Source organism: Reichenbachiella sp. MALMAid0571 (assembly GCF_040151475.1).
Taxonomy (GTDB): Bacteria; Bacteroidota; Bacteroidia; order Cytophagales; family Cyclobacteriaceae; genus CAXBNB01.
In genome coordinates this window covers 71,639-91,069 of record NZ_JBDKWG010000108.1, presented here as the reverse complement: position 1 = coordinate 91,069, position 19,431 = coordinate 71,639, and the positions used below count along the sequence as shown (strand labels likewise).

The 19,431-nt window shown below is 38.1% G+C and carries 23 protein-coding genes; 1 reads left to right on the top strand and 22 read right to left on the bottom strand.

Annotated features, from left to right (window positions below; translation table 11 throughout):
• Positions 1–217: 217 nt before the first annotated feature.
• Genes gldG through AAOP42_RS06090 form a run of 12 tightly spaced genes read right to left on the bottom strand, consistent with a single transcriptional unit; the run spans position 218 to position 7,827 of the window.
• Positions 218–1,903 carry a gliding motility-associated ABC transporter substrate-binding protein GldG gene (gldG, locus tag AAOP42_RS06145; protein WP_349527592.1) on the bottom strand — a complete coding sequence of 562 codons (1,686 nt, stop codon included), beginning with the start codon at positions 1,901–1,903 and terminating at the stop codon, positions 218–220.
• Positions 1,897–2,625, bottom strand: a complete 729-nt coding sequence (gene gldF, locus AAOP42_RS06140; protein WP_349527591.1) for a gliding motility-associated ABC transporter permease subunit GldF — start codon at positions 2,623–2,625, stop codon at positions 1,897–1,899. The genes gldG and gldF overlap by 7 nt, the downstream gene beginning before the upstream one ends.
• A gap of 2 nt (positions 2,626–2,627) precedes the next feature.
• Entirely contained in the window at positions 2,628–3,542 is a 915-nt protein-coding gene (gldA, locus tag AAOP42_RS06135) for a gliding motility-associated ABC transporter ATP-binding subunit GldA (RefSeq protein ID WP_349527590.1), read from the bottom strand.
• A 54-nt stretch (positions 3,543–3,596) separates the two neighbouring features.
• The gene (locus tag AAOP42_RS06130) at positions 3,597–3,950 is read right to left on the bottom strand and encodes a four helix bundle protein (RefSeq protein ID WP_349527589.1); all 354 of its coding nucleotides are present in this window, start codon (positions 3,948–3,950) and stop codon (positions 3,597–3,599) included.
• Positions 3,951–4,001: 51 nt separating this feature from the next.
• Positions 4,002–4,697: an SDR family oxidoreductase gene (locus tag AAOP42_RS06125; RefSeq protein ID WP_349527588.1), complete on the bottom strand. Its 696-nt coding sequence runs from the start codon at positions 4,695–4,697 to the stop codon at positions 4,002–4,004.
• 10 nt (positions 4,698–4,707) lie between these two features.
• Complete coding sequence (locus tag AAOP42_RS06120) at positions 4,708–5,604, bottom strand: hypothetical protein (protein ID WP_349527587.1); 897 nt, start codon at positions 5,602–5,604, stop codon at positions 4,708–4,710.
• Between the two features lie 41 nt (positions 5,605–5,645).
• The gene (locus tag AAOP42_RS06115) at positions 5,646–5,864 is read right to left on the bottom strand and encodes a type II toxin-antitoxin system HicB family antitoxin (protein WP_349527586.1); all 219 of its coding nucleotides are present in this window, start codon (positions 5,862–5,864) and stop codon (positions 5,646–5,648) included.
• Positions 5,854–6,117: a type II toxin-antitoxin system HicA family toxin gene (locus AAOP42_RS06110; protein ID WP_349527585.1), complete on the bottom strand. Its 264-nt coding sequence runs from the start codon at positions 6,115–6,117 to the stop codon at positions 5,854–5,856. The genes AAOP42_RS06115 and AAOP42_RS06110 overlap by 11 nt, the downstream gene beginning before the upstream one ends.
• Positions 6,118–6,156: 39 nt before the next feature.
• Positions 6,157–6,969 (bottom strand): purine-nucleoside phosphorylase, encoded by an 813-nt coding sequence (locus AAOP42_RS06105; protein ID WP_349527584.1) that lies wholly within the window; start codon positions 6,967–6,969, stop codon positions 6,157–6,159.
• Positions 6,970–7,296, bottom strand: coding sequence for a hypothetical protein (locus tag AAOP42_RS06100; protein ID WP_349527583.1), 327 nt, complete (start codon positions 7,294–7,296; stop codon positions 6,970–6,972).
• A 4-nt stretch (positions 7,297–7,300) separates the two neighbouring features.
• Positions 7,301–7,588: a nucleotidyl transferase AbiEii/AbiGii toxin family protein gene (locus tag AAOP42_RS06095; RefSeq protein WP_349527582.1), complete on the bottom strand. Its 288-nt coding sequence runs from the start codon at positions 7,586–7,588 to the stop codon at positions 7,301–7,303.
• Positions 7,543–7,827 carry a DUF6922 domain-containing protein gene (locus AAOP42_RS06090; protein WP_349527581.1) on the bottom strand — a complete coding sequence of 95 codons (285 nt, stop codon included), beginning with the start codon at positions 7,825–7,827 and terminating at the stop codon, positions 7,543–7,545. The genes AAOP42_RS06095 and AAOP42_RS06090 overlap by 46 nt, the downstream gene beginning before the upstream one ends.
• 123 nt (positions 7,828–7,950) lie before the next feature.
• Between AAOP42_RS06090 and AAOP42_RS06085 the strand changes: the two genes are divergently transcribed.
• A complete protein-coding gene (locus tag AAOP42_RS06085) occupies positions 7,951–8,472 on the top strand; it encodes an NADPH-dependent FMN reductase (protein WP_349527580.1) in 522 nt (173 codons plus the stop codon).
• A gap of 81 nt (positions 8,473–8,553) precedes the next feature.
• Here AAOP42_RS06085 and AAOP42_RS06080 read toward each other — a convergent pair whose 3' ends face one another.
• From AAOP42_RS06080 to mraY, 10 genes are all read right to left on the bottom strand, one after another.
• A complete protein-coding gene (locus tag AAOP42_RS06080) occupies positions 8,554–8,775 on the bottom strand; it encodes a hypothetical protein (protein WP_349527579.1) in 222 nt (73 codons plus the stop codon).
• A 76-nt stretch (positions 8,776–8,851) separates the two neighbouring features.
• Complete coding sequence (locus AAOP42_RS06075) at positions 8,852–8,974, bottom strand: hypothetical protein (protein WP_349527578.1); 123 nt, start codon at positions 8,972–8,974, stop codon at positions 8,852–8,854.
• A 474-nt stretch (positions 8,975–9,448) separates the two neighbouring features.
• Entirely contained in the window at positions 9,449–10,996 is a 1,548-nt protein-coding gene (ftsZ, locus tag AAOP42_RS06070) for a cell division protein FtsZ (RefSeq protein WP_349527577.1), read from the bottom strand.
• A 96-nt stretch (positions 10,997–11,092) separates the two neighbouring features.
• A complete protein-coding gene (gene ftsA / locus AAOP42_RS06065; protein ID WP_349527576.1) occupies positions 11,093–12,391 on the bottom strand; it encodes a cell division protein FtsA in 1,299 nt (432 codons plus the stop codon).
• 12 nt (positions 12,392–12,403) lie between these two features.
• On the bottom strand, positions 12,404–13,168 hold the full coding sequence (locus tag AAOP42_RS06060) for a cell division protein FtsQ/DivIB (protein WP_349527575.1): 765 nt from the start codon (positions 13,166–13,168) through the stop codon (positions 12,404–12,406).
• A complete protein-coding gene (gene murC, locus AAOP42_RS06055; RefSeq protein ID WP_349527574.1) occupies positions 13,165–14,550 on the bottom strand; it encodes a UDP-N-acetylmuramate--L-alanine ligase in 1,386 nt (461 codons plus the stop codon). Before murC ends, AAOP42_RS06060 begins: the two co-directional genes overlap by 4 nt.
• Positions 14,547–15,629, bottom strand: coding sequence for an undecaprenyldiphospho-muramoylpentapeptide beta-N-acetylglucosaminyltransferase (gene murG, locus AAOP42_RS06050; protein WP_349527573.1), 1,083 nt, complete (start codon positions 15,627–15,629; stop codon positions 14,547–14,549). The genes murC and murG overlap by 4 nt, the downstream gene beginning before the upstream one ends.
• Before the next feature lie 26 nt (positions 15,630–15,655).
• Entirely contained in the window at positions 15,656–16,825 is a 1,170-nt protein-coding gene (locus AAOP42_RS06045) for an FtsW/RodA/SpoVE family cell cycle protein (protein ID WP_349527572.1), read from the bottom strand.
• A complete protein-coding gene (gene murD / locus AAOP42_RS06040; protein WP_349527571.1) occupies positions 16,822–18,207 on the bottom strand; it encodes a UDP-N-acetylmuramoyl-L-alanine--D-glutamate ligase in 1,386 nt (461 codons plus the stop codon). Before murD ends, AAOP42_RS06045 begins: the two co-directional genes overlap by 4 nt.
• 5 nt (positions 18,208–18,212) lie before the next feature.
• A complete protein-coding gene (gene mraY / locus AAOP42_RS06035) occupies positions 18,213–19,424 on the bottom strand; it encodes a phospho-N-acetylmuramoyl-pentapeptide-transferase (RefSeq protein WP_349527570.1) in 1,212 nt (403 codons plus the stop codon).
• Positions 19,425–19,431 lie beyond the last annotated feature (7 nt).

The following is a 19,431-nucleotide window of genomic DNA, read 5'->3' as shown; positions in this document are numbered from 1 at the left end:
GGCAGGCCTAAATCCCCTAAAGGGGACTTTTTGATCACCCCTTCAGGGGGCGGGGGTAGTTTTAGGAAATCGAAAAAATCTTTTCTCATTTCGTTTAAACGTACTTTTTTAGGGTATTTAAAATTTAGTCGGACACCACTATTATTTTATCATACTTTTAATTTATTGCACTAGATGAATTCTCAACTGTTGGTTTGAAGCCTCCGAAAAGATTCACTCAAAACCTAGCATACTTCTTCTTTCGATAGTAGTGTCGGCCTATTCCATAAAGCACCAATAGTAGAATCGGCAAGGCAAGGTTGATGACCTGCCATTTGGTTTTCTCTTCAGCTACTTTTACTTTGTCCAGCGGTCGGAGCTTGATCTCTTTGGCTTTGGCTGTAATGATCCCATTGTCGTTCAGCAAGTATTCCAATGAATTCATAACAAAATCTTTGTTGGCAAAGACGGTAGTACTAAATGGGTCTGCGCCTAACTCAAGCGGATCTCCTGTCTTTAGGTTAAACTCATTGCGAATCATATCTCCATCCGAACAAACAATGATAGCCGATTCCTGCCCGGATTCTATAAATCCTGATTTGGAAATTCCATCAGGCAGCATTCTATTTTTGTACATAGAGGTAAACTTACCTTCCAGCAAATAGCCCATCACCTGCTCTCCTTTGTTGAACAGTTTAGGGTCTAGGTTTTTCTGCAAATCGTTCATGGCCACTTTCACAGGAAAAGTGAGAACTCTTGTATATTCAGAGGTATAAAGCAAAGGAGTTTTTTTGATCCCTTCAGCTTTCACAGTATCAATATTGGCTGCAAATTTCATAGAAATAGCATCCATGTTTTTTACAATAGGATGGTCACCAAATTTGTTGATTACAGGAAAAAACGGCCATGGAAGCATTCTGATTTGTGGTTGGTCACCCATATTACCAGCAACTACCGGAAAATTGCCACAAACAATATCCTGAATGTAATTCTGATTGATCCGAACCCCATATTTAAATAACATATCAGTCAAGTTTAGCTCATAAGGAATGGCGATGGTACCATCACCATTTACTGCACTATCCATATTAACCTGAAGGGCATCAAGGAAAAATAAAGCTTTTCCTCCTTTCATGATATACTGATCCAGCTTGTATTTTTCCTCTTCAGAAAATGCTGTGGTAGGCTTAGCAATCACCAAAGCGTCATAGCCATCCAGTGTTTTCGTTTTATTAGGCAAATCCACTTTAAATACATCGTATTTATCCAACAATGCATTATTCAATCCTGCCATATCCAGTGAATCAGGCTCACCGTGTCCCAACACCATACCAACCCTTTTTCTCTGGTCTGAAGCCAAGGTTCTGATGGCACTGGACAATTCGTACTCCAGTCCTTCTATCGATTGGTTGAGTTGCTCTTCAGCACTTGCGGCCTGATTTCCTTTGAGGAGCATCACAGCTTTTTCTTTTCCATAATAAGAAACAGATGCCCCAGGGAATATCAGCCTTTCGGTTTTGTTGCCATCCTTTTTAAAGGTCAGGTTAGTAGGTTGGATGCCCTTGTTCACAATGGATTGATAAAATTCATTCCTTGCTTGCTGGCTTTTGGCTACAGAAGGATCAATGAATTTGTATTCTATATTGGTACCTGCATAGAATTTAAAGTCTTCCAAAGTTTCAGATATAGCCTTTTTCAATCGCTTAAAACCACTCGGCAATTCTCCATCCAAATAAATTTCGATATAAGCAACATCATCCAACGATTTAAGCAATTGCTTACTGGCATCAGATATAGAATAACGTTTTTCTTCCGTAAGGTCAAAACGTACCGGATATTTGGATATCAACTGATTGGCAATGACCACCAAGACCAATCCAATCAAAAACAACAAGATATGCCCCTTCTTTCTTTCGCTCACCATTTTCTTGAATTTATGATTAAGTTGGTTACCAAAAGCATGACTGCAATCACACTAAGGAAGTACACAATGTCTCTTAGGTCGATCAATCCCTTGCTCAACGAACCATAATGGTATAATACGCTAAACTGCTCTATGATGTAAGAAAACTCGCCCCAAACATTGATCCCAGCGATAGACGATAACCCAGAGTACATAATAAAACTGAGAAAAACAGCCAGAATAAACGAAACCACCTGATTTTCAGTCACTGACGATGAAAAGATTCCAATAGAAACAAAGACTCCTCCCAATAAGGTCAATCCAATATAAGATCCTATGATACCCGGAGTATCCAAATTACCAACAGGATTGCCAAGGTTATATACCGAAAAGTAATACAGGACAGTAGGAAGCAATGAAAATACAACCAAAAAGAAACCAGCGAGGTATTTGCCTCCGATAATATCAAAAGAGGTCAGCGGTCGTGTAAACAACAACTCTGCGGTTCCTGTTCGTTTTTCCTCTGCAAACATGCGCATGGTTATGGCTGGCACCAAAAACATAAATACGTAAGGTCCCATTGTAAACAAAGTGCCCATATCGGCATAACCATACTCCAGAATACTGCTTTCAGGAAACACCCACATTAATAGCCCAATCGAAGTAAGGAACACACCGATCACTATATAAGCGATCAGGCTGTTTAGAAAATTATTGACTTCTTTTATGAATATTGTGAACATACTTAATTCTGACCTGTAAGTGTATGAAAAACTTCTTCCAGTGATCCCGCTTCTTCCTGTAAACCAACCAATGGCAAATCATTTTCCGATGCAATTTTAAATATTTGTGAGCGAATGTCCTTGTCTGATGTAGTTTCAATTTTGTACTGGCAGCTACCATTCAACTCCACATTAGAAACACCTGAGATACTAGACAAAACCGAAGCATCAATTTCTTCGCTAAATTCAATTCTATACGTTTTGTTGCCGGACTCTGTGGACAATTCTTTCAAAGTCTTATCAGCAATAATTTTTCCTTTGTTGATAATAATTACCCTGTCACATAATGCCTGCACCTCCTGCATGATATGAGTAGAAAAAATCAAGGTTTTGTCTTTGCTAATTTCTTTAATAAGTTTCCTAATCTCAAGGATTTGATTGGGATCTAAGCCTGTGGTCGGCTCATCAAGGATCAATACTTTGGGATCATGCAACAACGCCTGTGCCAGTCCTACTCTCTGCCTGTAGCCTTTCGATAAAGCACTGATCTTTTTGTTTTGTTCGACTGTCAACCCACACTTGTCAATCACTTCCCTGATTTTTTCCTTCAACTCTTTTGAAGGCATGCCATAAACTTTACCAGAAAATTCCAGAAATTCATTCACATACATCTCAAGGTACAATGGATTGTGCTCTGGCAAATAGCCAATGTTCCTTCTGGACTCTAATGATTGATCATTCACATCGAATCCAGCAACTTCTACTTGTCCTGAAGTGGCACTTATAAAACCAGTGGCAATCTTCATGGTAGTAGATTTTCCTGCTCCATTGGGGCCAAGAAAACCAAGGATTTCTCCTTCATTGGCGGTAAATGAGATGTCATCGACCGCTATTTGTGTTCCGTAAATTTTGGTGAGGTTTTTTACTATTACTGACAATTTAAAAAAGTTTGAAGGTTGAAGACAGAAGCTTGGAGTTCGTTCTGATCTATATTATTTAATGTTTTTTTTGAATGCGACCATCATATTCATTAAGTTAAATGACTCCTCATATAATTGGTTAAACTCATTGTCAGATATGTATTTACGATTTTTAGCTTTGTGTAAACAAGTTACTACTTCCGCTAATGACCTAATTGAATAACCCATAAACTTCTTAAATTCCAAATTAGATTGACCTATTGATCCCTCGGCTATATTTAATGCAATTGAATCAGCAGCCCTTCTAATTTGAGAGTTTAAATTATATATTTCTTTTTGAGGAAAATGATAGGACAAAGTATTTATCTCCTCTCCTATTCTCATGGCCTTTTGCCAAATAATAAGACTTTCAAATTTAAAACTCATAAGCAAACAAAATTTCTGGCTTCTAACTCCCAGCTTCACTCTTCTATCTTCTTACTTCCCCTTAGGCCTCAGTGGTCTCACTTCAAAATCAACGGGCAGAAAGTTCTCATGCGTTTCCAAACAGAACACAATACTTGAAGCAACGTCTTCTGGCCGCATCATATTGTCATTAGCTTCCACAGCATCTATTTTGTCAAAGAAATTGGTCTTGACTGAACCCGGATAAATACAGGTAACCTTGATCCCAAACTCTCGCAATTCCATAAACATCGAATGTGAGATTCCGGTAACGGCATGCTTAGATCCGGCATAGCCAACCATTCCTTTCACTGGATTTAATCCTGCAATTGACCCCACATTCACAATATGTCCTTCGTCCATTTCTTTCATTCCCGGAACAACTGCATTGCTACAAAAATATATACCATGCACATTGATGTCGAACATTTCCTTCCATTTGTCAAAAGGCATCTCCAACATAGTACCATGATGCCCCATCCCGGCATTGTTTACTAATATGCTAACCTTTTCCTTGAACTTTGTGGTTGTTTCCAGAAAAGCATTGTTGACAGATGTCGCATCACTCACATCCGTTTTCACAAAAAAGAAATTATCGTCAGAAATATTAGGATCAGTCCTACTCCAACCCGCTACTTTCATTCCTTTGTCTAACAATTGATTTACCAGTTCGAAACCTATCCCCCTGCTACACCCTGTTACTATTGCAATTTTATTTTTCAACTCCATGTCCCAATCCTCAATCTTTAAAAAACTTATACCCTAAACCCAACTCAACTGTTTTGTAATCATAATCCCTCAGCCCGTGCTGGTATTTTAGATTTAATACTAACCTGGAATACGATTTTGATACAATCAAACGATAAACTGATGGTTTATCTCCATTCTTTTTGTATCCATTGTACCCTGCCAATTCATTTTTAATGTTTAATTGATCACCAATGTATTCCACACCCAGCCCATAAAGCAGGGCATCATTTTGTGGTAACCGATCTTCATTAGTTTGCCACGAATAGAAGCCCAACATGGCATATGGTCTGATTTTTTTTGATTGCCCAAGTAGCTTTCCTATGGAGACATCAAAGTAATAGCCCGGACTATCGGTAAACCTCGCCGGATTTGAATTGCCTCCGCTCGCTGTTTTCACCCCAATCCTTACAGCCATATCCATTTTATTTTTAGCCTCACTAAGCACTCTAAAATTTGTATTCAGATAAGCGTCACCTGTGGCATTCGTTACATCATAATACTTATAGTACACACGCCTCTCCTCCTTCATAGCATGTGACATTTGAAAAAACTCTACCGGAATAAAGAACAAGTCAACAGAAATGACATCTTTCAGGAAATTGTAATTCAGGTACAAAGCAATATTTTGAGTGTTGTCTCCTTTAGAAAAATGGAATTGCCCGGTTGTAGTCAACGCACTGATATTGTTTACTTTCCCATCACTTAAAGATGGTACAGGCAAGGCATTTGGCCCCATATAACCTGGTGAATATATTTGATACTCGCTCCAGTGCGATATCCCGTCCCAACCTACCAGATCGCTCCACCATTGTTCGTTGATTTCTACATTTTGTGCGGTGAGATTGTAAGAACATAAAATGAATACAATCAACAAAAATTTATACATGGTAATTTGAAAAAATATAGAAGTTGATTGTAATTTGGTGACTATGCATACATGAGCTTACCCTTTGGTTCAGGAATTTTTCTCTTATTAATTTTAGCCGTTTCGATCCATTCATCAATGATTATTTCGGCATTTGTCAGCGCTTCTCGATATGTATCACCATCTGCCATGCAACCAGCTAACTCAGGTACTTCTGCAATATAAGTTTCATCGGTGTTGCTCCAATATATTATAATCTCATATTTATGGCTATTTTTCATCTTCCTGAGAGTTTAAATTATACTTTATAATAATATTTCTAACTTGTTTTACCTGATATGGTTTTGACATTCCTGATTTCGACTGTATGTTTATTATCTCTTCAATTCCCTCTTTTACCAAAATATGGTGACTTCCTTTAACCCGTTCGTCGAACCCAAATTTAATTAATAGTTTTCTTAACTCATCAAAACTTATATTTCTATCCGAGCCTCCTTGCAAAATTTTCAATAATAATTTTTCATGTTTACCCATAATATAACATTGCTAAATTATTTCAGTTTTTATCAAGCATCAATCAGAAGCTATAAGTTCCATAATAATTTTTGTCATGCCAGGTTCGGCTTTCATGGCAGCAGCTATTATCTTTTCGATTTGTATTTTTTCGATTTTTCCCGGCACACCATAATCAGTCATAACAGAAATGGCAAATACAGGCACTTCCATCTGCCTCGCTACCAACACTTCGGGCACAGTGGACATCCCCACAGCATCAGCCCCAATGATTCTGAGGTATTTGTATTCGGCAGGAGTCTCAAGGTTAGGTCCTGATACTGCAACATAAACACCTTCATGTGCAGCAATGGAATTTTCCTTAGCTACCGAAAGAGCCTTTTTTATCAAAGTCCGGTCATATGGTTCACTCATGTCAGGAAAACGGTCTCCCAATTCATCGATATTCTTGCCTACCAAAGGGTTTTCCGGCAACAAATTGATATGATCATTTAAGATCATCAAATCACTCAGTTCATAATCAGGATTGAGCGTGCCCGCTGCATTGGACACAAACAACTTTTTGATGCCAAGCAATTTCATTACCCGTATCGGAAAAGTAACTTCCTTCATGGAATATCCTTCATAATAATGGAAACGTCCTTTCATCGTAACTACCGGCTTGCCAGCCAAAAGGCCAAATATTAATTTCCCTGAATGAAATTCTACTGTAGAAAGGGGAAAATGAGGAATGTCTTTATAATCAATCTCATCACTAACCAGTATTTCATCTACCAACCCTCCTAATCCGGTACCTAAAATCACCCCATAGTCCGGTTCTAAGTTGGTCTTACTTTTTATAAAATCAACGGCTTCTTGTATTTTCTCTAACATTTATACTTCTCTTATGTACTGATTCACATGTTTAGAAATGTCATTTTTCACTTCTTCCCAATTGCAGTTTTTCAACATTAAAAGTGCCGGTTCCACATCTGCATCGGCAAAATAAGTAAGACTCTTTAAAATCAAAAGCTCGTTATGATTTGGATATTTAATATTATGAAATGTGATCAATTGTTTTAGGCTATACTCTTTCAATAAAAAGAATATATCAATAAAATCTTTTTTTGACCCACGGTTTTTTAAAGCATTCAATTTCATAGCTGCTATATCCATTTTACCCGCCAGCCTTATCCCATCAATAGTTAAACTCTCCTCCAACTTTTTATACTGGTGTGAAATAATCAACTTTAACTCCCGATATTTCTGTAAGGATCGTATTTGGATACTGATTGATTAACAATGCATGGTATTCATGTTCAAGTACATGTGAAATGGCTGTCACATCAAAAGCTGTAGTACAAAAAAAATCTAAGTCTATTGACTTTCTATGACCAACTTGAAGTGCCAAAGCAGTACCTCCAGCCAAATAAAAATTCAAAAAAACCGGATTAGAACTGATGCTCTTCAATAGTTCCAATGTGCCTCTTTCGATTGTATTTGTGTATAACATCTAAAGTCTTCAATTGGAATAGAAAATATACTACTTAAAAAATGTAAAGATTTTTGATCAAGCGTATTTATTTTTTTTACTTCTTCAATGATTACCTGATCACCATAGTATTTCATTATTTTCCTCAAATCTGAGAGTTTACCCCTTGTGATAACCCTTTCAATTACAAACCGACAGTTGAGGTCAAAATCGAGCAAATTTTGATCTACATCCCAAAATATTTCTTTGGATAAATCCATAATTCAAATGTAATGATATTAATGTGATTTGACCCAAAGAGGCTTAGTATTCTAAATTGACAGTGGTTAGTTTTTATAATCTTAAATAATTGTACTCTATTTGTATATCACAAACCATTGCCCATGATTACAATCATTTCTGGAACAAATCGAAAAAACTCTGTATCAAAAAAGATAGCTCACCTGTATCAAATCATTCTGGAGTCTAAGGGGCAAGAAACGGATGTGATTTATCTCGAAGACATGCCCGATGACTTTATAGCTTCTGCCCTATACGAAAAATCCGGTTCCAATCTGGAATTCAATGACCTAAGAAGAAAGATGCTCCAAAGTCAAAAAATGGTATTTATAGTACCGGAATACAATGGTAGTTTTCCAGGGGTGCTCAAGACTTTTATTGACGGATTGAAATTTCCAGAGACCTTTTCTAATAAGAAATGTGCCTTGGTTGGATTATCATCGGGAGTACAGGGAGGAGGTTTGGCACTAAGCCATCTTACAGACATTTTCAACTATTGTGGGACGCATGTGCTTGCAATGAAGCCCAAGCTATCCCGCATAGAAGAAAATTTGACAGAAAATAGTCTTAGCAAACTCTATAACCAACTGCTGGAAGAACAAGCAGATAAGTTTATAGCGTTTTAAAGTAATGTGCAGGTTTTTGACTCTATCACTACACAAAGTATTTCTGCTGAGTCTGAAGAATAGACAGATTTGAATAAGGATTCAGAGATTTGCTTTATCCAACCTCCCTTTGATATTATTAATATCAGCATCTATGCGATCTAAGATTTCGAATACTCCATCGTAGAATAGATTATTTTCCTCTTTCATCTCACCAAAACCTTTTGATAGATTACTTGCCCAATCCTTGAAATATTCAAATTTAGCATTCGTCATCGCCTGATGCCTTCGAAATTCCTTTTTTAAATCCTTAATTTCATTCATAATATAAAGATAATATTATTCTACTCTTCATCTAAGAAAAAGTTTGAAATTGCTCTTGTTGACCATTTCAGATTGTTTATCCAAGCCAAATAGACACCAATTGAGCATTATAGTCTATGCTTACAGCGTTGAAAATGAATTTATCAGGTGAATTGAATGGAAGTACTCTGAATTCATTTTCAACTATTGCGGGACGCATGTACTTGCAATGAAGCCCAAGCTATCCCGCATAGAAGAAAATTTGACAGAAAATAGTCTTAGCAAACTCTATAATTCTCTACTGAAAGAACAAGCAGATAAGTTTATAGCGTTTTAGACAAAAACAAGCGAATAGCAACAACAACTAATTGGATAAGGAAGGTAATTCCAATTAACCAGATACCTTTATTTCTGATCCTTTTATCTCTATCAAAAATCCCTTTAACAAAAAAGAATAGCCCCAAACCATACCCTAAAAGACCAAGAATAAAATAAGCAACATTTATAAGATATAATAAGCTAATCAAAAGCATAATTCAAATATAAAAAACGGAGTGCAATAAATCGCACCCCGCTCGTATTTGACAGAAAATAATCTTTGTAAATTATTAAGGCAGACCAATCTCATTTAACTACGAAAAAACAGTTCTTAAACTTTCTTAGTTAATTGATCATTGAATATAGATAGCTTCTATCAGTCTACATTGTCGTGTAAAAACCTGTTGTTGCCCAACAATTCATCATCATCATTGAGGTTGAACCTCGAAATCAATCGCTCAGAAGCAGCCGGAACAGTTTGAAAATTGATACTCTTGCGTTGATATGCTGGTATCTCCAATTTTTCCTTAAAACTCGCTGCATCAAGCGACTGGTCGTCTTTCATGCCCTGAAGTTTTTGCCTCCTGATTTCTGATTGTTCCATCAGAGTTACTTTTCGTGATGGCTTATGTGCCATACCTACCAGTTCTTCCAAGGGCGCATCTTCATCTATTTCTTCTTTTTCATATTCCAGACCAAAAGATGTTTCAAAATCAAATTCGGAAATTTCTTTTTGTTTCTCAGGAAGATCAAACTCAAACAGTGATTGCTGTTTACTTTCCATTCTTTGTTTTTTCTCCAGGTCTTCCTGCTCTACTTCTCTTTGAATCTCTTCCTTATACTTATTAATCTGCATTTTTGATTCCAGATCAAAAACCCTTTTTGAAGGTTCGTTTTCAGTAACAGGCTCAGCTACAGGTTGCTCCTGATCGAGAGGTATAGTTGATCTTTCTTCAGCAAATCCTGTTGCGATAATTGTTACTCTGATGCTTTCTCCCAATTCCGGATCAACACCATGACCAAATATTACTTCAGCATCTTCACCTGCTATTTCCTGCATAAAATCCGTGATTTCAGTCAACTCATCCATTTGTAGCTCTGCCTGATCTCCGGAAATAATAGACAACAAGATTTTTTCCGCACCAGCTATGTTCTGGTTGTTAAGAAGAGGAGAATTAATCGCTTCTTCAGCTGCTCTACGTGCCCTGCTTTCTCCGGTAGTTTTAGCTGAACCCATTACAGCAGCACCAGAATTTTTCATTACCGTTTTCACATCTTCGAAATCGACGTTTACATAGCCGGGTACAGTGATGATCTCTGCAATACCCTTGGCTGCTGTAGTCAATACATTATCTGCCTGGCCAAATGCCTGACTGACTGATAGATTGCCAAATGCCTCAGTCAGCTTATCATTTAATATAACAAGCACTGTATCGCAATTTTCACGGAGTGCCTGAACACCTTCCATAGCTTGCCTCATTTTCTTTTTGCCTTCAAACTTGAAAGGCATAGTTACAATACCCACGGTAAGAATATCCAGCTCTCTCGCTACCTGAGCTATGATAGGTGCCGCTCCAGTACCGGTACCTCCACCCATTCCGGCAGTCACAAATACCATTTTGGTATCTTCATGCAGCATATTTCTAATGTCCTCTCTGTTTTCAAGAGCAGCATTTTTACCCTTTTCAGGATTGGCTCCTGCACCGAGACCTTCAGTCAGGTCAATACCTATTTGTAATTTGTTGGGTACCGGACTGCTATTGAGTGCCTGTGAATCTGTATTGCATATTATGAATTCAACATCTTTGATTCCGAGGTTAAACATGTGGTTCACGGCATTGCTTCCTCCACCTCCCACTCCTATCACTTTGATGATAGATTTATGGTGAGTTGGTAAATCGAATTTAAAAGTACTTTCTGTCATGACTTTATAAATTTTTGTTAAACTATTTTCTGTCTTATTTTAAACTTTACATCAAAGCATTCCTGTCAACAAAACACCTTGATGGTATATACTATTCTAATTATTATCCTCTATGTCATCTATTAAAATCCCTTTCGTTTTTTCGAGGATTTTCTTTAGAATCGAATCGGTTGATTTGGCTTTCCTCACTTTGTCATTGCCTTTCTGAGGCTTTGAATCTACAATCCTGTTTTCCCTGTCGTCCAGTGCCTTGTAACCACACAACACCAAGCCCACAGAAGTAGCAAACATTGGGCTTTTAATGATATCCACTTTGCTCTTGCCCAAGTGTTCGTTAGGGTATCCAATTCTCACATCCAAACCAGTCATGTACTCAAACAATTGTTTCAAACTCACCAATTGAGAGCCACCACCTGTGACCACCACTCCCCCTGCCAGTTTGTTTTCATATCCGCTTGTAATAATTTTGGTATGAACCATTTCGATAATTTCTTCCATTCTGGCTTCAATGATACCCGCCAGATTTTTGATAGAAATTTCTTTAGGATCACGGTTTTTAAGTCCGGGTATGGAAATTATTTCATTGGCATTTGCCATCTCAGCCAATGCCTGACCAAATCTTGTTTTCAATAACTCTGCCTGATGGTTCAGTACATTGCAACCATCTTTTATGTCGTTTGTAATGATGTTGCCACCGAATGGAATAACAGAGGTGTGTCTGATGATGTTTTCATGGAAGATCGCAACATCGGTAGTACCACCACCTATGTCCACGAGGCATACGCCTGCTTCTTTTTCCTCATCACTAAGCACTGCAAGACTGGACGCCAATGGCTCAAGTACGAGGTTGTCTATTTCCAAACCAGCTCTTCTCACACACTTATTGATGTTGTTGATCGCATTGGTCTGAGCAGTAATCACATGAAAGTCTGCCTCCAGACGAATGCCAGACATACCAACAGGGTCCTTAATTCCTTCTTCATAATCAACAATATAATCTTGCGGCATGACGTGAATGATCTCACTTCCGGGAGGAATCACAATTTTGTACATATCGTTTGTCAACCTGTTGACATCCTCAACGGTGATCTCATCGTCGATGGAATCTCTAATGATAGAACCATGATGTACCGAACTGCGAATGTGCTGGCCGGCAATCCCCACATTCACCACCCTGATATCAATTCCGGATTGCTCTTCGGCAATAGCCACAGCCTTCCTGATAGAATTGATTGTTTTATCAATGTTGGTGACAATTCCCCTGATGACACCATCAGAAACTGCTTTGCCCATTCCAAGTACTTCAAGCTTTCCGTACTCATTTTTGCGGCCTACAATGGCACATATTTTGGTGGTCCCAATGTCAAGGCCTACGATTATTTGTTGATCTTCCATACCTTAAACTATTTATTTACAAACGATTTGGTTTTCATATTTCAAATTCACTTCTGAGTAATTATTCCATCCTTTATTGGGTAGAATTTCTTTATAAAAGACTTTAAGCCTCTTAAACTTATCCTGAAACCCTTCGGCTGTTCCAAACCTCACTATTTGTTTGGTCACCTGTGGGTAAATGGTCAATTCATAATTTTTATCAATAGAAATTTCTGCGATTTGAGCTTTCCAAAAAGGTGTGTTTTCGATAAAAATCAACATATCAAAAAGCTCCTGTCCTTCTTTCGTATCTTTAATATTTTCACTCGAAAACTTTATTTTTTTACTTGCTTCAATCAATGGTACTCTTGCTGTATAGTGCATTGACTGGGGCAAAATCAACCCAGTAGTACCAATATACCTGTCCGCTCCCGGTGAATTGAGAAGACGTGCAATTGGCCTGTTTTGCTTTATATCTATAGTAAGTTTACCATTCAGGTCATGATAGACTTCAGCATCTTGAATGAATCTGTGTGATTCAATTTTCCTCTCTATTTCCCTTAAATCCAGTTGACTCATATCCAGATTGAGCAGGTAACTCTTGCCTGTTTCATGTACCAAATCATATACATCGCTTTGGTCTATAAAATAATTCTCAAACTGATTATCAATATTCACCACTACATCCTGAACATATCTGACGGACTGTTTTTTGTTGGCAAATCCTATAATCACCAATAAAACTATCACCACTATCAGGTACTTCAATTGTTTCAATATGTTGAAATTAATTTTCATGGTTGCAGTGCATTTTTAATTGGTGAAACCATTGCATCTATATCTCCTGCCCCCACTGTAAGGACTACTTCTAAATCGCTCCTGAGTAGCTTGTCAATCAAATCTTCTTTTGAGCACACAAACTTTTGACCGGAAGTGATTTTCTCCAGCAACATACTGGAAGAGACACCATCTATAGGCAGCTCTCTGGCTGGGTATATCTCCAAAAGCAACACTTCATTCGCCAGACTAAGGCTTTCGCTAAACCCATCAGCGAAATCCCTGGTTCTGGTGAATAGGTGAGGTTGAAAGATCACTGTTATTTTCTTATTTGGAAAAAGTGCCTTTACAGAATTCAACAAAGCTTTAATTTCCTCTGGATGATGGGCATAATCATCAATAAAAACCAAATTATCTGATTTGATGATATACTCAAACCGTCTTTTTACTCCTTTGAAATTTTCAATTGCCAACTTGATAGCGTCTTCTTTCACATTTAAGTCGAGAGCAACAGAAATGGCAGCAATACTATTTTCCGTATTGTGAAATCCGGGTAATAAAAGTTTTACGCCTCTGATTAATTTGTCTCCTCTTTGGTAATCGAAATGGAATGATCCTTTGTACACTGAGACTCCATTGGAATGAATCGCTCCATTCACTAGTCCATAAGTCTCTACATTTATGCCCTCAAAACTTTCAATGCTAAATTTTCCGGCAGATCTTTCCTCGATAAAGAGTTTACCATTCCTTTTTATGTTTTTAATAAAGTCCTTAAAAGAATCTTTTAAAGATTCCGCTGATCCATAAATATCCAAATGATCTGCATCTACAGCTGTGATAATGGCTATGTCCGGATGTAAAGTCAGAAACGAACGATCAAACTCATCTGCCTCTACTACGATCACATTGTCTGCACCCTCTTTTCCAATTATCAAATTAGAATTGTAGTTTGTCATGATGCCACCTACAAAAGCAGTGCAATTGATGCCCGAAGATTTGAGAATATGAGCAATAATGGACGATGTAGTGGTCTTTCCGTGAGTTCCGGCTACAGCAATAGTAAAATTGTCTTTTGTCAATTCACCCAACACTTGCGACCTCTTCAATATTTCAAATCCTTCGTTTTTCAAGAAATTGAATTCCTGATGATCTTTAGGAACGGCTGGGGTGTAAACGATCAAAGATTTTGATTTGTCCGAAACAACGGAAGAAGGAATCAACTCTATCGAATCAGAAGAATGAACAGCAATCCCTTCACTTTCTAATGCTTTTGTCAATGGGGTTGAAGTCTTGTCATAACCAGCCACGAAGTATCCATTGGCACTGAACCATCGGGCAAGGGCACTCATTCCGATCCCTCCGATTCCGATAAAATACACGTTATGTATGTCCTTCAACTTCATTTTATCAACTTGAATATTTCGTTTGCAATGTCTTTAGCTGCTTCCGGTTTTCCCATTGCTTTTATATTTTGAGAAAGTTGAGCCTTTCTGTTTTCATCATTCATCAGCGCAAGAGCCACGTCAATCATTTGCTCCTTGGCCACATTGTCTTTTACCATAATTGCTGCATTTCTGAAAACCAAAGCTTCAGCATTTTTACTTTGATGGTCTTCTGCCACATTAGGCGATGGTACAAAAACTACAGGATGCCCTGTCAGACATAGTTCTGAAATCGATAATGCACCAGATCGTGAAATCACTACATCTGCTGCTGCATAAGCCAAATCCATTTCTTTTAGAAATGACAGAATATTAATATTCTTCACATCCTTGCCTTCCGTTCTGGCCAACATTTCTTCATGGTAAAACTTACCTGTCTGCCAAATCACTTGTACTTCCGCAGCAATTAGTTTGTCCAAACCCGCAATCATTGCCTCGTTCAGTGTTCTTGCTCCCAAGCTTCCTCCCAATATCAATAGCACCGGCTTTTCTTCACTGAAACCAAAAAAGTCTAGTGCTTTATTTTTCTTGTCTCCTACTTCAGCAATATCTGTCCTTACGGGATTCCCTGTCAACACTATTTTTTCTTTAGGAAAAAACTTTTCCATTCCATCAGTAGCTACACAAACCTTGTCCACACTATTGGCCAATAGCTTATTGGTAATGCCTGCATAGGAGTTTTGCTCCTGAATTAAAGTAGGAATTCTCTTCTTAGTAGCCGCATAAAGCAAAGGGCCACTTGCGTATCCACCCACTCCGACTACTGCATCGGGTTTGAAAGATTTTAGCAATTTGAACGACTTCAAAATGCTTGAAATCAACTTGAATGGAAATGAAAGGTTGTCTAGTGTCAAGCTCCTTTGTATTCCGCTAATCCAGAGCCCAATGATTTTATATCCTGCCTCAGGCACTTTTTCCATCTCCATTTTTCCTTTGGCTCCTACGAATAATATTTCCGTGTTTGGTTCGGCTAGTTTCAAAGCATTGGCAATAGCAATGGCAGGATAGGTATGCCCTCCGGTTCCTCCTCCACTTATCATGATGCGATATGTTGACTGCCCTGACATTATGCTAATTCCATCTCCTTTCTATATGTATTTCCAGAAGCAGATACCGATGCACTTTTCAGTTCTTCTGTTTCCCCTCTGCTCACACTCAAAATAATACCCAATGCCACACCGGTAAATAATTGTGACGTACCACCCATACTTACCAATGGCAAAGTCAATCCGGTAATTGGCCCAAGTCCAACTGCGACTCCCATGTTTACCATGGCTTGCAATACCAATGTAAAACTCAACCCGGCGGATAAAAGCCCACCATAGGTTCGTTCACTTATTGAAACAACTCTTGTGCCCCTGTAGAGCAACGCCAGGTATAAAAACAATACCAGAAGTCCACCTATCAATCCGTATTCTTCTATCACAATAGCATAGATGAAGTCAGAGTACGGGTGGGGTAAAAAATTTCTTTGGTGGCTTTTACCAGGCCCTAAACCTGTAATACCACCTGATGCGATGGCTATGTATGACTGCTCGGCCTGAAAAGGAACTTCTTCAGCAGTAACATATGCCTTCACTCTACTCATAACAGTTTCTGCTCTTTGGCCTAAGGCCAGAGCCATTCCTCCGGCTACCACACCTATTGCCACCAACATGAGCAAGTATTTGGTAGGCACTCTGCCTATAAACAACATCAACATGCAGGTAGTGAAAACCAAAATAGCAGTTGAGAAATTTGACATGGCAATAAGACCGCAAATCACCCCTATCCACAAAAGCATCGGGATTAGAGATTCTTTTACATTGTCTATATTATTTTGCCTTTTGGCAAGCATAGATGAAAGGGTAACTATCAAAGCAAATTTTGCTAAATCAGACGGCTGGAAAGGTTGGTTTATCAATGGAATTGTAATCCATCTTGAAGCTTCATTCAAATTCAATCCGAATTTCCAAGTAATGAATAATAAAGGCACACACAGCCAAAGTGCCAACCTGGAGAGTTTGGCATAATAGCGGTAATCTATTTTATGTGCTACCCACATCGCAAATAAACTCAAGAGCATAAATGACGAATGTTTGAACAAATAATGTTCAGTATTACCTTTCCATTTGACATAAGCCAAAGTGCCCGTAGCACTATATACCACCAATACACTGAGTACAGAAAGTATGACTACTATCCCCCAGATTACCGGATCTCCCTGAATATGTCTATCTGCCCATGCCTTTATCATATCACCAGAGTTTTTACACTTTTAAATTTTTTTTTTAAGTCAAGTACCACTCTTTTGAACTCATCTCCTCTATGCTCATAGTTGTTGAACAAATCGAAACTTGCACAGGCCGGAGACAGCAACACCACATCACCCGGATTGGCGATTTTTAGTGCTGTATCTATACATTCGCTCATATTATGTGTGACATGAATAATCTCTATATCATCACAAAAAGCATCCAACAAGTGTTTATTATCAGTACCTAAACACACCAAAGCACTCACTTTTTCATTTACTAAATCCTTAAGCACGCTGTAGTCATTGCCCTTGTTCACTCCTCCTGCAATCCAGATCACATTTCTATCCATTCCCTCCAAAGCATAGTACACGGAATCCACATTAGTCGCTTTGGAATCATTGATAAAAGTCACCCCATCAATAGTGCCTACATACTCCAACCGATGGGGAGCATTCTTAAAACTTTTTAACCCTGCCAGTATTTGACTTTTTTTAACTCCATATTTGATGGCTACCAAAACAGCAGCCATTGTATTGTAAAGATTGTGTTTGCCAATCAACGGAATTTCTCTTATTGGAATAGAAAAATCCATTTTCTCAGTATGAAAAGACAACTTGCGTCCCATCTGACAAGCTCCAGATCCAATAACAGATCTTAAAGAAAACCCGGTTTTCTGAGTTCCAATATCAGTGTTAGCCATTTTCTCTTCTATCAATTTATCGTCTATGTTAAAGATAAATTGTTCGTTTGCTTCCTGATTCTGAGTGATTCTCAATTTAGAATCAGCATACTGATTGATGTCGTAATTGTACCTGTCAAGGTGATCGGGAGTAATGTTCAAAAGCAATGATGTATCTGCTTTGAACTCATACATTCCATCTAGTTGAAAGCTGCTAAGCTCAAGCACTATGATGTCATAGTCAGCTTCGAGAATAAGGCTTGCAAGGCTGTTGCCAATATTACCAGCCATCCCCACATTCAATCCTGCTGATTTTAACAAATGATAAGTCAACAGGGTCGTAGTAGTTTTTCCATTCGATCCGGTAATTGCCACCAATTTGGCATTGGTATATCTGGATGCAAATTCTATTTCGGATATAATGTATTTATCTGCAGCTCTTAGTGCTTTGATGACAGCTACTTTCTCAGGAATACCCGGACTTTTAATGATTTCGTCGTATTTCAACAGTTCATCAATAGAATGTCCGTTTTCTTCAAAAGGAATATTGTTTTCAGTAAGCCGTTGCTTTTTATTATCGTCAATAGCACCAGAGTCTGATAAAAACACACTCAGCCCCTTAGCATTCGCCAATAGAGCTGCTCCCATACCGCTCTCGCCGCTTCCTAAAATTGCTACGCTATCGTGTTTTTTATCTTTCAATTTATTTATCTGACTTTTAATGTTGCTAAAGTGAAAATGGCTAAGAGTATTCCTACTATCCAAAAACGGGTTACTATCTTGGTCTCATGCAACCCCATTTTTTGGTAATGGTGGTGAAGAGGTGCCATTTTAAAGATCCTGCGACCTTCTCCGTATTTTTTCTTTGTGTGTTTGAAATATGCTACCTGGAGTATCACCGAAATATTTTCAATAAGAAACACCCCGCACAGGAATGGTATCATCAATTCCTTTCTGATCACCAGTGCCAATACAGCTATAATGCCTCCAATGGCCAAACTGCCAGTATCTCCCATAAAAACCTGAGCCGGATGAGAATTGTACCACAAAAAGCCAATACACGCTCCTACAAAAGCGGTACAGAAAATCACCAGTTCACCAGAACCGGGTATGTACAGAATGTTCAAGTAATTTGCAAAAATGACGTTACCCGACAGATACGCCAAAATAGCAAGCGTAAGCCCGATAATAGCTGAAGTACCTGCTGCCAAGCCATCCAATCCATCAGTGATATTTGCTCCGTTTGACACAGCAGTCACTATAAAAATCACTGCAATCACATACAGGACATTCGTATAATCTTCTAAAAATGAAGGTAAGAGCCATTTGTAGTCAAATTCATTATCCTTCACAAATGGAATGGTAGTGATAGATGATTGAATATCTTCGTAATTCTTATACTTTTCTGTTTGATTTACAGTCACTTCTGTTTGTTCAAATTCACGAACTACAATGTCATCATGGCTAATCATTGTTATTCCTACTATTAATCCTATCCCTATTTGTCCTACTACTTTCAATTTTCCGGACAATCCTTCTTTGTTGTTTTTCTTTACTTTCAAATAGTCATCTAAAAAGCCAATCAACCCCATCCAGACTGTAGTAACCAAAAGAAGTATGACATAAATATTGTCCAGTTTTGAAACCAGCAGTACAGGAATCAAAATGGCTGAAATAATAATAAGGCCACCCATAGTTGGTGTTCCTTTTTTCTCCATTTGACCTTCCAAACCTAAATCTCTGATAGATTCCCCCATTTGGAATTTCTGAAGCATTCCGATGAATTTTTTCCCAAAAGCTACAGTAATCAACAAAGAAATAACTACTGCCATTCCTGCCCGAAATGAGATAAATTGGAATAACCCTGCTCCGATCAGGTCAAATTGTTTATCCAAAAAATCAAATAAGTAGTATAGCATGTCTTCT

What these genes read in the sequence shown, in the direction of transcription:
- AAOP42_RS06125 (WP_349527588.1), bottom strand. Translation starts at nt 4,697, where the DNA reads ATGGAGTTGAAAAATAAAATTGCAATAGTAACAGGGTGTAGCAGGGGG.
- AAOP42_RS06080 (WP_349527579.1), bottom strand. Translation starts at nt 8,775, where the DNA reads ATGAATGAAATTAAGGATTTAAAAAAGGAATTTCGAAGGCATCAGGCG.
- AAOP42_RS06110 (WP_349527585.1), bottom strand. Translation starts at nt 6,117, where the DNA reads ATGGGTAAACATGAAAAATTATTATTGAAAATTTTGCAAGGAGGCTCG.
- AAOP42_RS06075 (WP_349527578.1), bottom strand. Translation starts at nt 8,974, where the DNA reads ATGCGTCCCGCAATAGTTGAAAATGAATTCAGAGTACTTCCATTCAAT.
- AAOP42_RS06045 (WP_349527572.1), bottom strand. Translation starts at nt 16,825, where the DNA reads ATGATAAAGGCATGGGCAGATAGACATATTCAGGGAGATCCGGTAATC.
- AAOP42_RS06060 (WP_349527575.1), bottom strand. Translation starts at nt 13,168, where the DNA reads ATGAAAATTAATTTCAACATATTGAAACAATTGAAGTACCTGATAGTG.
- gldG (WP_349527592.1), bottom strand. Translation starts at nt 1,903, where the DNA reads ATGGTGAGCGAAAGAAAGAAGGGGCATATCTTGTTGTTTTTGATTGGA.
- murG (WP_349527573.1), bottom strand. Translation starts at nt 15,629, where the DNA reads ATGATAAGTGGAGGAGGAACCGGAGGGCATACCTATCCTGCCATTGCT.
- AAOP42_RS06115 (WP_349527586.1), bottom strand. Translation starts at nt 5,864, where the DNA reads ATGAAAAATAGCCATAAATATGAGATTATAATATATTGGAGCAACACC.
- AAOP42_RS06105 (WP_349527584.1), bottom strand. Translation starts at nt 6,969, where the DNA reads ATGTTAGAGAAAATACAAGAAGCCGTTGATTTTATAAAAAGTAAGACC.
- gldF (WP_349527591.1), bottom strand. Translation starts at nt 2,625, where the DNA reads ATGTTCACAATATTCATAAAAGAAGTCAATAATTTTCTAAACAGCCTG.
- ftsA (WP_349527576.1), bottom strand. Translation starts at nt 12,391, where the DNA reads ATGGAAGATCAACAAATAATCGTAGGCCTTGACATTGGGACCACCAAA.
- AAOP42_RS06095 (WP_349527582.1), bottom strand. Translation starts at nt 7,588, where the DNA reads ATGTTATACACAAATACAATCGAAAGAGGCACATTGGAACTATTGAAG.
- AAOP42_RS06130 (WP_349527589.1), bottom strand. Translation starts at nt 3,950, where the DNA reads ATGAGTTTTAAATTTGAAAGTCTTATTATTTGGCAAAAGGCCATGAGA.
- mraY (WP_349527570.1), bottom strand. Translation starts at nt 19,424, where the DNA reads ATGCTATACTACTTATTTGATTTTTTGGATAAACAATTTGACCTGATC.
- AAOP42_RS06085 (WP_349527580.1), top strand. Translation starts at nt 7,951, where the DNA reads ATGATTACAATCATTTCTGGAACAAATCGAAAAAACTCTGTATCAAAA.
- murC (WP_349527574.1), bottom strand. Translation starts at nt 14,550, where the DNA reads ATGAAGTTGAAGGACATACATAACGTGTATTTTATCGGAATCGGAGGG.
- AAOP42_RS06120 (WP_349527587.1), bottom strand. Translation starts at nt 5,604, where the DNA reads ATGTATAAATTTTTGTTGATTGTATTCATTTTATGTTCTTACAATCTC.
- AAOP42_RS06090 (WP_349527581.1), bottom strand. Translation starts at nt 7,827, where the DNA reads ATGGATTTATCCAAAGAAATATTTTGGGATGTAGATCAAAATTTGCTC.
- ftsZ (WP_349527577.1), bottom strand. Translation starts at nt 10,996, where the DNA reads ATGACAGAAAGTACTTTTAAATTCGATTTACCAACTCACCATAAATCT.